Source organism: Kitasatospora sp. SUK 42 (assembly GCF_015776785.2).
Taxonomy (GTDB): Bacteria; Actinomycetota; Actinomycetes; order Streptomycetales; family Streptomycetaceae; genus Kitasatospora.
This window is the reverse complement of sequence record NZ_LFMD02000002.1, coordinates 1,059,070-1,071,471: the sequence shown is the minus strand read 5'-3', so window position 1 is coordinate 1,071,471 and position 12,402 is coordinate 1,059,070. Positions and strand designations below refer to the sequence as shown.

Here is a 12,402-nt window from a genome sequence, read left to right as displayed (position 1 = left end):
CCAGGGGACTGCTCGGGGGACTTCGGAGCCCGTCGTGTAACGCGCCGCAGAACTCGCGTGAAAAATAGTTTGCGCCGCGTACCGGGAGCGCAATAGCCTGCCGGAGCGGTCAAGGGGACGCGGTCGCACGGGGTGAAACCTGTGCCGATTCCCCTAACCCCACAGCATCACCGAGACAGACATCCGAACATTCGGAGCCAGGGGAACCAGGCTCCGCGAGACGCCGAGAGGAGGCGAAGGAAATGGGAAACATCATGATCACCAAAATGACTGGCCAGACCGTTGCTGACGCCTCCCTGCGTGCCGCCCGCCTGCGGGCGCTCGCCGAGTTCGGTGGAACCGGTCTGGGTCTCGACACCACCGGTGTCTCCGTCGCCTCCGTTGTCAGTGGTCTTGGACACACTGATCTCTGCCTCACGGGCGGCAGGAGTGTCGAAGGCACCGTCGTCGAGACCGGTCTGTCCCGTGACTGGGCGTCGGTCGGCACGTCGCGCCCCGAGCGCAATGAGCGACCGATCCAGGCACCGAAGGCGGCAGTAGCCGCCGCCATCCATGGCGGCTATGCGCAGGTCATCGGTGCCGGAAACGCCCAGAAGCAGAACGAGCAGCAGATCGAGCAGGCCATGGCCGCCTTTATCGGCGCCAAGGCCATCCGGATGCGGGCCTTCCGCGGCCCTGAACCCTGGAGAGAACGAACCTGAGCCAGCCTCAGGTCGGCACCTCCAGGGCCGCGGAACCCGTCACACCGGGATCCGCGGCCCTTCTGTTTTGTCCGGTACGCAAGACCACCCAGGCCCTCCGGGGCCTCCGGCCCAGCACCACCAGTCCCCTGGGCCGGAACCACTGAGAAGACGAGGAAGACGCACACAGTGTCCACGGTCATCACGCCGCCCATCCCGTCCGTACCGCAGACAAGCCAGATCACCAAGGCCGACCAGGCCGACCCCCCGGAGGTTCCTTCCATGCAGCTCAGCTCGATCGAGCAGGCCGAGGCGCTCGGTCTCCCCATCCCCTGCCGCGCCTTCGACCCCGAGGTGTTCTTCGCCGAGACGCCCGCCGACGTCGAGTACGCCAAGTCCCTCTGCGGCACCTGCCCGGTGAAGGAGGCCTGCCTCACCGGCGCCCTGGAGCGGCGCGAGCCGTGGGGCGTCTGGGGCGGCGAGCTCTTCGTCCAGGGCGTCGTCGTGGCCCGCAAGCGTCCCCGTGGCCGTCCGCGCAAGACCGAGGTCATGGCGTGAACCCCGCCGACGAAGCCAGGGCCGTCCGCCGGGGAGAGCAGCCCCCGCTGGACAGCGCCCTCCGCCGGTCCGTACGGATCGCCGCCGCCAAGGCCGACGCAGCAGCCCGCACCTTCCCATTCCCGAGCACGCACCACGAGCAGGACCACGACATGACCCCCGACGCCATCGATCCCACCGTCCGCGCCGAGCAGACCACCGAACTTCAGATCCAGAACAGGACCCTCGAAATGCAACTCATGCATGAATCCCTGGCGCGTGCCCATATGCAAGACAGGCTCCACGAGGCCGAGGAACAACGCCTCGTCAGCCGGGTCATCCGGGCCCGCAAGCTCAGGCAGCGGGCCGAGCGTGCCTCCCTGCGGGCTCGCAAGGCGCTCGCCGTCGCGCTGATGTAGTCGCGCCGCCGCAGTCGTGCCGCAGGCCGCCCCCCGTCGGTGGGGAGCGGCCTGCGGCCGTGTTCACGGTCGATCAGTCGATCAGTCGATCAGTCGGTCAGCTGGTTCGGCCGGGCTTCGGGGGCTTCCTGAGCCTCTTGGGAGGCGTGTCGGCGAACTCGGGCAGCCACTCCAGCATCTCGGCGCGGAACGGCGCCTTGGCACCCAGCTGGCACAGCACCCCGATGGTGCTCAGCGTCACCCGGTGGATCAGCAGGTACGCGGGCGGCAGGTTCAGCTGCTTGCCCAGGTTGTAGGCGGGCGAGCGCGGATCGGCGATCCGGGCCGCCTGGGCGCGCATCCAGACCCGGGTGAAGTGGAAGCTGTCCACCGCGGCCGGCTCGATGATCGGCAGCAGGTAGTCCAGCACCGCGTCCGGGTCCAGCCGGATCGAGGGCTTCACGAAGCCCTCCTCGCGCAGCATCTCCAGCACGCCCGCCGCGTCCCCGGCCAGCGCCATCCGCAGGGACGCCCCGATCGGCGCGGGCAACCCGCCCGGCAGCCGGTCCACCGTGCCGAAGTCCAGCACGCCCAGCCGCCAGCCCGAGACCGGGCCACCGTCCGTCAGCAGCCGGAAGTTGCCTGGGTGCGGGTCCGCGTGCAGCAGACCGGTCCGGGACGGGCCGGCGAACAGGAACCGGGCCAGCAACTGGCCGGCGCGGTCGCGCTCCTCCTGGGTGCCGTTCGCGATCACCTCGGCCAGCGGGGTGCCGTCCATCCACTCGGTGACCAGCACCTGGTCGGTCTGCGCCACCACGCCCGGCACCACGATGTCCGGGTCGCCCGCGAACTCCTCGGCGTGCCGGCGCTGCGCCTGCGCCTCCAACTCGTAGTCCAGCTCCTCCGAGACGCGCTCGCGCAGCTCGGTGATCAGCGGCTTGATGTCCAGACCGGGGATCAGCGGGCCGAGCAGCCAGGCCACCCGGCTCAGCTGGGACAGGTCCGCCAGCAGCGCGTCACCCGCGCCCGGGTACTGCACCTTGACCGCGACCGGGCGGCCGTCGTGCCAGACCGCCCGGTGCACCTGGCCGATCGAGGCGGCCGCGGCCGGGCGGTCGTCGAACTCCAGGAACAGCTCCCGCCAACCGTCCCCGAGCCGTTGGGAGAGCGCGGCGTGCACCTTCGCGGCGGGCATCGGGGGAGCGGCGTCCTGCAGCTTGGTGAGCGCGGCCCGGTACGGCCCGGCGACCTCCTCGGGCAGCGCGGCCTCGAAGACGGACAGCACCTGCCCGAACTTCATCGCCCCGCCCTTGAGTTCGCCCAGGACCTTGAACAACTGGTCGGCGGTGGCCTGTTGGAGCTCGGCCGTGACCACCTCGGCGGAGCGGCCGCCGATGCGCTTGCCCAGACCGAGTGTGGCGCGACCGGCTATCCCCAGCGGCAGGGCGGCGAGCCGTGCCGTGCGGGTCACTGCCTTGCGCGGAAGATCGCTCACCCGGGCCTCCAATCCCTGGCCCCCCGACACCGGGCGGCCCCACCATCACTAGGCCATTGTGCCCGCTCCGGATCCCGGGCCCGTCGGTATTTCGCGGGGCGGGGAGGGCGTCCCTTCGCGGGGGCGAGGCAGGGCGGCGTCCCTTCGCGGGGAGCTGGGGGACTGGTCCGCCCGGTCGGGGCGATGGGTGGTGGCGGGCGGGAGGGCCTCCAGGTCGGAGGCGGGTGCGGCTTCGCGGTCGGGGCGGGGGTCTGCGCAGGAAGTCGGCGGAGCCGACTTCCTGCGCGTGGGCGAGGGGTCATGCGGCGGCGGCCGTGATCTGCCAGACGTGGGGGCGTTCGCGGATCATCACTCAGAAGTGGTGATCCGCCTCACATTTGCTGACACTTCTGGGGCCCGCCCCCTCCCCCCCACCCCCACCCTCCTCCTCCCGCCTCACCCTCCTCGCCCGCCGCCCACCCACCTCTCGCTCTCGCCTCGCCCTCGTTCCGCATCCGGAACAGCGGCTCCCGCTCTCTCCCGGCCCGCTGGGGTCCTTGGAGTCTCGAACGGGGGGGCGATCGCCCGTGGCATCTCGGGGGCAGGGCAGCGGCCGCTGAGCCCCGCAGCCGCTGGGCCTGCTCCCGGTGTGCTTCTCGCTCCTTCCTCCTCAGCCCGGCGGCTGGGGCTGCCACAGGCAGCCGCAGTCCGGGTGTCCTCGTAGGCGTAGGCGCCGGGGCATGCCGTCGCCCGCCGAGATCTCGCACCAGCCGTCGACGCTCGGCGGACGGCCGCCGTCCAGGTGGAGCTGGACGTGCAGGGCCGCCAGTCCGGCGACGGCTGTCGCCAGGGCCGTGTCGCAGGCCGGTGTGCGGGCGCGGCCCGGGCCGTTGTTCGCCAGCTGGGCCAGGACCCGCGGCCAGGCGGCGTCCTCGTCCTCCCTCCGTAGCACCAGGCAGTGCCCGCAGGCTGACACCCCCGGGATGACCAGCGGCCCGATGATGCCGAACTCCTCGACCACCCCCACGTACAGGTGGGGCACCCCGGCCCGCAGCAGGAGCCGGGCCTCGTACGTCCCGCCCGCGAAGGCGGCGCTGCCGTCCCGCGGTGCGAGGACCACGAAGTCGGGCGGTGGATCGCCGGGCTTGCGCCGGGGTACGGGGACCGGATTGCGGCCGGTGGCCCGTTGCACCGTCTCCCGGGCGGCCGTCAAGCGCAGCCGCCCGATGTCCGCGGGTGGCAGTCCCGCCGGGGAACAGTCGCCGGGCTGGACCCGGCCGCCGTCGGAGACCGTGACCGTGCCCGTTCCGCCTGCGGCGAGCACCGCCGCCACGGCGGCGCCGACCCGGCCCGCGCCGCGCACCTCGATCCGGGTCCCGGCCCGGCGGGCCAGGACCGCAGGTGCGGCGCCAGGGCCCGAGTGGACCAGGGACAGTGAGGCGAGGTCGGGGCCGAGCAGGTCCCGATGGGGTTGGGGGAACAGGGCCAGGGCACGGTCGGTCGCCTCGGCGTCGTCCAGCAGCCCGGTTTCCTCCAGGTCGGTCAGCAGCGTGTCGGCCGGCTCGCGGCCCAGTCCGATCCGCTCGCCGGCCTCCAGGAGTTCTGGCCGGTCGCGCGTTCCGTCGACCAGCCCGAGGAACTCGCAGAGGGTCTTGTCGGCGTTTCCGAGCACCCCCGCGTAGCGGGTGACGGTGCCGAACTGCAGGGTGTCGGAGTCCCGCCAGCTGCGGGACAGAGCGGGCTTCAGTGCGAGGCGCACGACGATCTTCCTTCCGATCGTTTCCGGACGGCTGACCGCAGCATGCCCCATCGGGCCGACCGCGTGCTGAAAGTTATCCACAGGGCCGGGTGCATGATCGCACCATCTGTTTGCACACCCTGTGGATAACTGGCCATCTCCCGTCACGTCGGTTTCCGGACACCCCTTGTCGGCCTTTCGTTCCCGATCGCTCCACGAAAGATTTCGGCCACGGCAGCGGACTTCTGTCAGTGGTAGCGGGTAACGTCGTGTGCCATGGCAGCCGAGCGGGACTCCCATCCACCGGCGTCGCGTCGGCGTGCCCGTGCAGCGTCCGGGTCGCAGATGGCGGCGCCGAACACGCGCGGGCGCCCGGATGAGAATCAGCAGAAGAGGCCGCAGTACCCGCCCGCCGGGGCCGTGCCCCCGGAAGCGCACGACCGCGCCCGGGTCGAGGTGCGGCGCAGCGCCCGCCGCAGCCGCACCGTCTCCGCCTACCGCGAGGGCGACCGCACCGTCGTGTTGATCCCGGCCCGGATGTCGCACGCCGAGGAGCAGCGCTGGGTCGCGCAGATGCTGGAGAAGCTCGCCGCCCAGGAGCGCCGGCGGATCCTCGGGGACGACGCCCTGATGGCCCGGGCCAGGGAGCTGTCAGCCGCCTACCTGGACGATCGTGCCCGGCCGAGCCAGGTCCGCTGGGTGACCAACCAGAACTCGCGCTGGGGCTCCTGCACCCCGAGTGAGGGGACGATCCGGCTGTCCCACCGACTGCAGGGCATGCCGGAGTACGTGCTGGACTACGTGCTGCTGCACGAGCTCGCGCACCTGCTGGTGCCGGATCACGGCCCGGGGTTCTGGGCGCTGCTGGAGGCCTACCCCCGGACGGAGCGGGCCCGCGGCTATCTGGAGGGCGTGGTGTCCGCCGCCCGGCTGCCGCACATTCCCGGCGCCCGGCACGGCGCCTCGGGCCAGGAGGATCCGGCGGCTTCCTGCGGTTGAAGCGGGTGGGCTGGGTGCGCCGGATGGGCTGGGTGTGCCGGGACGGCCGGAGTCCATGGAGATGAGACGAAGAAAGGGGGCGCGGGCCGCACTGGCCCGCGCCCCCTTTTTCCGGTCACACGTCAGCCGGTCAGTCGCCGCGCCCGGTCCACCAGGTCCCGCACCGAGTGGTCGGTGAGCTCCGGCAGCCGGTCGTAGTCGAACCAGCGCAGGTCCAGCGACTCCTCGCTGATCAGCGCCTGCGCCCCGGCCGGGGCCAGCGCGATGTACTGGACGTCCAGGTGGGTGTTCTCCGGCCGGTCCTTGCCGGTGCAGCGGACCAGGTGCCGGTCCAGCTTGGCCGGGACGGGCGCGCCGTCCTCCCGCAGCAGGGTCAGGTCGGGGATGCCGGACTCCTCGACGGCCTCGCGCAGCGCGGCCGAGGCGAGGTCGACGTCGCCGGGCTCGCAGTGCCCGCCCATCTGCAGCCACATGCCGACCTTGGGGTGCAGGGTGAGCAGTATTCGCCCGGCGGCCGGGTCGACGACTGCGGCGCTGGCGGTGATGTGTGCGGGCAGGCAGGACCGGTACAGGCCCTCGGGCTGCTCGGCCAGGTGCGCGAGGTAGTCGCGCCGCAGCTGCTCCTGGTCCTCGTCGGCGGGCCGCCAGCCGGTCAGGGTGCGGACGGCGTCCGCGTGCAGGGCGGACGCGCCCGTCTCGGTGGCCGTCATGCGGTGGGCTCGCCCTTTCCGTCGGTGCCGTCCTGCTCGGGGCCGTCGTGCCCCTCGCCGTCGTCCTTCTTGGTCAGGTCGGGCTTGCCGCCCGCCGCGGCCTCGCCGAGCAGCTTGTCGAGGGCGTCGAAGTCGATGCCGCCCTCCAGGCCGTCGCCGCTGCCGCGGTGCACGAAGGCGTCCGGGTCGTCCAGGTCGGCCGCGGTGGGCAGCATGTCGGGGTGCTCCCAGAGCGCGTCGCGGCCCTCGATGCCGCGCGCGTCGGCGAGCAGCGCCCACAGCCGGGCGGCGTCGCGCAGGCGGCGCGGGCGCAGTTCCAGGCCGACCAGGGTGGCGAAGGTCTGCTCGGCGGGCCCGCCGGCGGCGCGGCGGCGGCGGACGGTCTCGCGCAGCGCGCCGGCCTGGGGCAGGTGGGGTTCGGCGGCGGCGTGGACGACGGCGTCGACCCAGCCTTCGACGAGGGCGAGCGCGGTCTCCAGGCGGGCGAGCGCGGCCTTCTGCTCGGGGGTGTCCTCGGGCTGGAGCAGGCCGCCGGCCAGTGCCTCCTGGAGCGCCTCCGGGTTGGTCGGGTCGAGCTGGCCGACGAGCTCCTCCATGCGGGAGGTGTCGACCTTGATGCCGCGGGCGTAGGCCTCGACGGCGCCCAGCAGGTGGGCCCGCAGCCACGGCACGTGGGCGAAGAGGCGCTGGTGGGCGGCCTCGCGCAGGGCGAGGTAGAGCCGGACCTCCTCGGCGGGCACGCTCAGGCCCTCGCCGAACTCGGCGACGTTCTGCGGCAGCAGGGCGGCCTTGCCGGCCGGGGCGAGCGGCAGGCCGACGTCGGTGGAGCCGACCACCTCGCCGGCGAGGGCGCCGAGCGCCTGGCCGATCTGGGTGCCGAACATGGCGCCGCCCATGGAGCGCATCATGCCCATCAGCGGGCCGGCCATGGCCTGCATCTCCTCGGGCAGGACGCCGCCCATGGCGTTGCCGACGCGCTCGGCGACCGGGTCGACGAGGTCCTTCCAGACCGGGAGGGTGGCCTCGATCCATTCGGCGCGGCTCCAGGCGACGGCGGTGCCGGCGCCGGAGGGGAACTCGGTGACGCCGTCGAGCCACAGGTCGGCCAGGCGCACGGCCTCGGCGACGGCGGCGCGCTCGGTGGCGCTGACGGAACGGTCCTTGCTCTTGCCCTCGGCGGGTTCGGCGACGACGCTCTGCCGGGCGATGTTGGTGGCGAGGTCCCAGTTCACCGGGCCGCCCTCGAAGGAGAGCATCTGCCCGAGCTGCTGGAACGCGGCGCCCAGGTCGCCGGGGTTGAGGCCGCCGAACATGGCGGCGAAGGGGTTGTCGGCACCGGCGCCGCCGGGGCCTCCAGGGGCGCCGGGCATCCCGAAGATCGCGCCGAAGGGGTTGCCGGCTCCGAAGCCGAACGGCTGCGGGCCGCTGTCACCGGAGCCGGCCGGGCCCTGGTCCTTCTTCTTCTGCGCGTCGTCGGGCTTGGCCTTGCCGTCCTCGGGCTCCTCGGGCGGAACGCCGAATCCGAAGGGAAGGTCGCTCACGGGGTCCTCGATCCGGTCGGCCGTCATACGGGTGTAGCGGGAAGTACTGCCGCCCGGGGGTCCGGTGGAGGGGGACTCGTGGGCGGATCCCGCGCGGCAGGCCCGCGCCGGGTGCACCGCCGGGCCTTCGCCTCGGGCAGGATGGACGTACGTGACACACGTCCGTACGCACATAAGCTAACCGTGGAGGATGCCCGGTGAGTTCCCCGCCCTCGGACGTTCGCTCTGGGCTGACCGGAGGAGAGGACGCGTCGGACACCACGGCGTCGCCGCCTCCAGCCTACGGCGGGCGGCCGCTGACCGTGGCCGTGACCGGTGCCGCGGGAGGGCTGGGCGAGCGGGTCGCCGCCCGGCTGGTGGCCTCCCCGCACGTGCGCAGGGTCCTGGCCGTGGACGACCGGCGCGGTGACGTCCCGGGCGTGCAGTGGCGGGTGCTGGACGTGCGCGACCCGGCGGTGGCCGAGCGGCTGGCCGGGGTGGACGTGGTGGTGCACCTGGCAATGGACTTCGGCATGGAGTCCGACCCCAGGGCCCGCAGCGCCTACAACGTGCGCGGCGCCCAGACGGTGCTGACCGCGGCCGCCGCGGCCGGGGTGCACCGGGTGGTGCTGTGCACCTCCGCGATGGTCTACGGCGCGCTGGCCGACAACGAGGTGCCGCTGGCGGAGGACTCCGAGCTGAGGGCGACCGAGGAGGCCTCGCTGGTCGGGGACCTGCTGGAGATCGAGCGGCTGGCCCGCCGGGCGCCGCGCGCCCACCCGGGGCTCCAGGTGACGGTGCTGCGCCCGGCCGTGGTGGTGGGCCCCGGGGTGGACACCGTGCTGACCCGGCACTTCGAGGCGCCCCGGCTGCTGGTGGTGGCCGGCTCCCGGCCGTGCTGGCAGTTCTGCCACGTGGACGACCTGGCGGCGGCGCTGGAGTACGCGGCGCTGGGCCTGGTCGACGGCGAGGTGACGGTCGGCTGCGACGGCTGGCTGGAGCAGGAGGACGTGGAGCGGCTGTCGGGGATCCGGCGGATGGAGCTGCCGGCCTCCCTGGCGCTCGGGACGGCGGCGCGGCTGCACCGACTGGGCCTGACCCCGGCCCCGGCGGGGGACCTGGCGTACACGATGTACCCGTGGGTGGTGTCCGGCAGCCGGCTGCACGAGGCGGGCTGGCGTCCGGTGCACAGCAACGAGCAGGTGCTGGCGGAGCTGCTGGCCCAGGTGGCCGGCAAGCACGCGGTGGCCGGGCGGCGGCTGGGCGGCAAGGAGGCGGCGACCAGCCTGGGCGCGGCAGGGGCGACGGTGGCGCTGGTCGGTACGGCGGCGCTGGTGCGCCGGGCCCGCAAGCGGCGCAGGTTCTGACCGGCGGGCCCACCAGGGCGGTCCGGCCGGGCGCGGGCCCACCAGGGCGGTCCGGCCGGGCGGGGCCGGGCCTGGTCGTTCGATCGACCGAACGACGGCACTTCTCGCGATGCGAAATCCGTACGTCGTGATGTGGAAAGCCCTTGCCTCGACCGCTCCCGCATGAGGAATCATGGGGACATGCCCGAGACCCACGACCCCATCCGCCTGCTCGCCGTCCGCGACACCCCGCTCTCGCTGGACGAGGTGTACGAGGCGGTCGGCGACGACGCGGCCGGCGGTACCACCGTCTTCGTCGGGACGGTCCGTGACCACGACGGCGGCAGGTCGGTGTCCGCGCTGGAGTACAGCTGCCACCCCACCGCCGAGCAGGAGATGCGCCGGGTCGCCGAGAAGGTCGTCGCGGACTTCCCGGTCCTGGCGCTCGCCGCGGTCCACCGGGTGGGCCGACTGGAGATCACCGACAAGGCCGTGATCGTCGCCGTCTCCTGCGCCCACCGCGGCGAGGCCTTCGCGGCCGCCCGCCGGCTGATCGACGACCTCAAGCACGAGGTGCCGATCTGGAAGCACCAGGTCTTCGCGGACGGCGAGGAGGAGTGGGTCGGCGCCGGGGGCTGCTGATTCCCTTCCCGGCTTCCGTCCCGGGCGGCGCGACCGGCGGCACGTCGCAACCGGCGGCACGTGGAGCGCGTCCCACGGGGCAGGCGTGCCGGGGACTCACCCGAACGGGTTCGGACCGGCGCCCCGATTACTCCCCTGGAAGTGAGCCGATCGGCCGTCCCGTAACCCGGACGGGCTCGGCCGCGTTGTCCGCCGGAGTGGTTAATCTGCTCATAGACACGACGAGCCTGGGAGTACTGATATGGGCACGCTCGCCTGGTTGATCATTCCGGTTGTCGCCGCCCTGGTGGCCGCCGTCTGGGCGGCCTGGGCCCAGCGGGCCCCGAAGGCCACGGGGGACCCGGCCTCGCTCGCCGAGCACCAGCGCTTCATGGCCGCGATGGAACGCACCACCTCCGGGACCTCGGCCCCCGGGGAGCGCTCCGGCCGGTAGCCCGCCGGGCGTCGCGTCACCCGCGTCCCGTACTGTCGAGGCATGCCACGCCGCTCCGCGACGATGCTCGCTGCCACCCTGCTGCTCATAGCGCTGCTCTGCGTCTCGGTGCTGATGAAGGTGCCGTACACGGAGATGAGCCCGGGCCCGACGTACAACACGCTCGGCGACCAGGGTGGCAAGCCGGTGATCACCATCACCGGGCGCGACTCCTACCCGGCCAGCGGGCACCTCAACATGACCACCGTCCAGGTCACCGGGGCCAAGTACGAGCCCAGCCTGGTCAACGCGGTGATCGGCTGGCTGCGCGACGACGTGCTGGTGGTGCCGCACGACAACGTCTACCCGAAGGGGCAGACGGACGCCGACGCCAAGAAGCAGAACGCCGAGGAGTTCGCCTCCTCCGAAGACAGCGCGCGCACCGCCGCGCTCAAGCAGATGGGCATCCCGGTCGGCAACGAGCTGATCGTCAAGTCGGTCACCGCGGGCGCCCCGGCCGAGGGCCGGCTGCACGCGGGGGACCAGATCGTCGCGGTGGACGGCACCGCGGTCACCTCGGCCGACCAGGTCGTCGCCGCCGTCACCAAGCACAAGCCGGGCGAGTCGGTGGTCTTCACCGTCGTCCCGCGGGTCAAGGACGCCTCCGGCAACGGGGCCGCCCCCGCCCCGGGAGTCAGGACCGACGTGACCGTCCCGACCACGCGGGCCAAGGACCTCGACCCGCAGGCCCCGGCCGAACGGGCCGACCTCGCGGTGGTCGGCATCGGCACCGCGATCCGGCACACCTACCCGTTCCAGATCGACATCGGCCTTCAGGACGTCGGCGGCCCGAGCGCCGGGCTGATGTTCTCACTGGGCATCATCGACAAGCTCACCCCCGGCGGCGACCTCACCGGCGGCCGGTTCGTCGCCGGCACCGGCACCATCGACGACGACGGCAAGGTCGGCCCGATCGGCGGCATCTCGATGAAGCTGATCGCCGCCCGGGACGCCGGGGCCGAGTACTTCTTCACCCCGTCCTCGAACTGCGCCGAGGCCGCCAAGAACATCCCGTCCGGGCTGACCCTGGTCAAGACGGACACGCTGGACGGCGCGCTGAAGTCGCTGGAGCAGATCCGCGCCGGGCAGACCTCCGCGCTGCCGTCCTGCGCCAAGTAGCGCCGCGCGGCACCGAGTAGCGCCGAGCAGCGCCAGGCCGGCGCCGGGCAGCGCCGAGCGGCTACGAGAAGGTCGCCAGCAGCGCCTCGGTCAGGCCGGGCACCAGGTCCGGCCCGGTCAGCACCTCGCGGGCGGAGTCCTTGGAGCGCAGCCGCAGGGCGATCTCCTTCTTGCCGTCGCGCAGCACCGCGGCGGTGATCCGCACCTCCTCGCGCTTGGGGTGGTTGGCCACCCACTCGGCGAGCTGGGCGTCGCTGGCGCCCCGCGGGCGGGACTGCTCGGCGCCCGGCGGCAGCATCAGCCGCTCGACGACCAGGGCGCAGCCGGCCACCGCGTCGGGCCAGGCGATGGTGCCGAGGAACTTGTCGAGCTCGGTGCCGGCCGGGATCTCGTCCTGCTCGACCGGGGTGAGGCCGGCCTCGTCGCCTTCCGTGAGGCCGAGCTGCTTGGCGATCCGCGGGTCGGCCTTGCGCAGGGCGGTGCTGTCCACCAGGGCGAACAGCCGGGCCGGAAGGTCCCAGCCGAGGGAGGCGGCGTACTCGTCGATCTCCAGCGCGGCCCGGGTGAGCGGGGTGGCGGCGGGGAGCTTGGAGACGTCGTCGGGGGAGCCGGGGGAGTTGATGAATGCAGACGCGTCGGACATGACTCAATCCTCACACGTCGGGCGCCCCGCGCCCGCCGGGCGGGCCCGGGGCGGGGTGGGGGCGGCCCGGGAGACGGGCTGGGCGGGGGCGGCGTCGTAACCGTCTGCTAACGGTGGGAACTCG

Annotated in this window: 13 protein-coding genes; 8 read left to right on the top strand and 5 right to left on the bottom strand. The window is 73.2% G+C overall.

The genetic code is table 11. The annotated features are described in order from the left end of the window. The first annotated feature begins 242 nt into the window (after nt 1–242). The 3 genes from RZ50_RS04490 (at nt 243) to RZ50_RS30300 (ending at nt 1,636) form a co-directional block, all read left to right on the top strand. Nucleotides 243–701 (top strand): hypothetical protein, encoded by a 459-nt coding sequence (locus RZ50_RS04490; protein WP_196948109.1) that lies wholly within the window; start codon nt 243–245, stop codon nt 699–701. A 168-nt stretch (nt 702–869) separates the two neighbouring features. Further along, on the top strand, nt 870–1,238 hold the full coding sequence (locus RZ50_RS04485; protein ID WP_374199870.1) for a WhiB family transcriptional regulator: 369 nt from the start codon (nt 870–872) through the stop codon (nt 1,236–1,238). Nucleotides 1,239–1,390: 152 nt separating this feature from the next. Next, nucleotides 1,391–1,636, top strand: a complete 246-nt coding sequence (locus RZ50_RS30300; protein WP_374199897.1) for a hypothetical protein — start codon at nt 1,391–1,393, stop codon at nt 1,634–1,636. 97 nt (nt 1,637–1,733) lie between these two features. On the opposite strand, the gene RZ50_RS04475 is transcribed toward RZ50_RS30300, so the two are convergent. Together RZ50_RS04475 and RZ50_RS04470 are read right to left on the bottom strand one after the other, a co-directional pair. After that, entirely contained in the window at nt 1,734–3,110 is a 1,377-nt protein-coding gene (locus RZ50_RS04475) for an AarF/ABC1/UbiB kinase family protein (protein WP_196948112.1), read from the bottom strand. 649 nt (nt 3,111–3,759) lie between these two features. Further along, on the bottom strand, nt 3,760–4,848 hold the full coding sequence (locus RZ50_RS04470; protein WP_196950891.1) for a ThiF family adenylyltransferase: 1,089 nt from the start codon (nt 4,846–4,848) through the stop codon (nt 3,760–3,762). Between the two features lie 399 nt (nt 4,849–5,247). On the opposite strand from RZ50_RS04470, the gene RZ50_RS04465 reads away from it, so the two are divergent. Beyond that, on the top strand, nt 5,248–5,826 hold the full coding sequence (locus RZ50_RS04465) for a YgjP-like metallopeptidase domain-containing protein (RefSeq protein ID WP_308271364.1): 579 nt from the start codon (nt 5,248–5,250) through the stop codon (nt 5,824–5,826). 122 nt (nt 5,827–5,948) lie between these two features. Here RZ50_RS04465 and RZ50_RS04460 read toward each other — a convergent pair whose 3' ends face one another. Then, on the bottom strand, nt 5,949–6,536 hold the full coding sequence (locus RZ50_RS04460; protein ID WP_196950889.1) for an NUDIX hydrolase: 588 nt from the start codon (nt 6,534–6,536) through the stop codon (nt 5,949–5,951). Continuing rightward, on the bottom strand, nt 6,533–8,077 hold the full coding sequence (locus RZ50_RS04455; protein ID WP_196950888.1) for a zinc-dependent metalloprotease: 1,545 nt from the start codon (nt 8,075–8,077) through the stop codon (nt 6,533–6,535). The genes RZ50_RS04460 and RZ50_RS04455 overlap by 4 nt, the downstream gene beginning before the upstream one ends. A 197-nt stretch (nt 8,078–8,274) precedes the next feature. On the opposite strand from RZ50_RS04455, the gene RZ50_RS04450 reads away from it, so the two are divergent. From RZ50_RS04450 to RZ50_RS04435, 4 genes are all read left to right on the top strand, one after another. Beyond that, entirely contained in the window at nt 8,275–9,423 is a 1,149-nt protein-coding gene (locus RZ50_RS04450; RefSeq protein ID WP_374199869.1) for an NAD-dependent epimerase/dehydratase family protein, read from the top strand. 180 nt (nt 9,424–9,603) lie between these two features. After that, a complete protein-coding gene (locus tag RZ50_RS04445; RefSeq protein WP_254801978.1) occupies nt 9,604–10,044 on the top strand; it encodes a molybdenum cofactor biosynthesis protein MoaE in 441 nt (146 codons plus the stop codon). Between the two features lie 241 nt (nt 10,045–10,285). Further along, the gene (locus RZ50_RS04440; protein WP_196950886.1) at nt 10,286–10,477 is read left to right on the top strand and encodes a hypothetical protein; all 192 of its coding nucleotides are present in this window, start codon (nt 10,286–10,288) and stop codon (nt 10,475–10,477) included. 42 nt (nt 10,478–10,519) lie between these two features. Continuing rightward, nucleotides 10,520–11,635, top strand: a complete 1,116-nt coding sequence (locus tag RZ50_RS04435; protein WP_196950885.1) for a PDZ domain-containing protein — start codon at nt 10,520–10,522, stop codon at nt 11,633–11,635. 61 nt (nt 11,636–11,696) lie between these two features. Here RZ50_RS04435 and RZ50_RS04430 read toward each other — a convergent pair whose 3' ends face one another. Then, entirely contained in the window at nt 11,697–12,278 is a 582-nt protein-coding gene (locus RZ50_RS04430; protein ID WP_254801977.1) for a PPA1309 family protein, read from the bottom strand. Between the last annotated feature and the right edge of the window lie 124 nt (nt 12,279–12,402).

Coding starts and splice junctions, on each gene's coding strand:
- RZ50_RS04490 (WP_196948109.1), top strand. CDS start 243: ATGGGAAACATCATGATCACCAAAATGACTGGCCAGACCGTTGCTGAC.
- RZ50_RS30300 (WP_374199897.1), top strand. CDS start 1,391: ATGACCCCCGACGCCATCGATCCCACCGTCCGCGCCGAGCAGACCACC.
- RZ50_RS04460 (WP_196950889.1), bottom strand. CDS start 6,536: ATGACGGCCACCGAGACGGGCGCGTCCGCCCTGCACGCGGACGCCGTC.
- RZ50_RS04445 (WP_254801978.1), top strand. CDS start 9,604: ATGCCCGAGACCCACGACCCCATCCGCCTGCTCGCCGTCCGCGACACC.
- RZ50_RS04440 (WP_196950886.1), top strand. CDS start 10,286: ATGGGCACGCTCGCCTGGTTGATCATTCCGGTTGTCGCCGCCCTGGTG.
- RZ50_RS04435 (WP_196950885.1), top strand. CDS start 10,520: ATGCCACGCCGCTCCGCGACGATGCTCGCTGCCACCCTGCTGCTCATA.
- RZ50_RS04430 (WP_254801977.1), bottom strand. CDS start 12,278: ATGTCCGACGCGTCTGCATTCATCAACTCCCCCGGCTCCCCCGACGAC.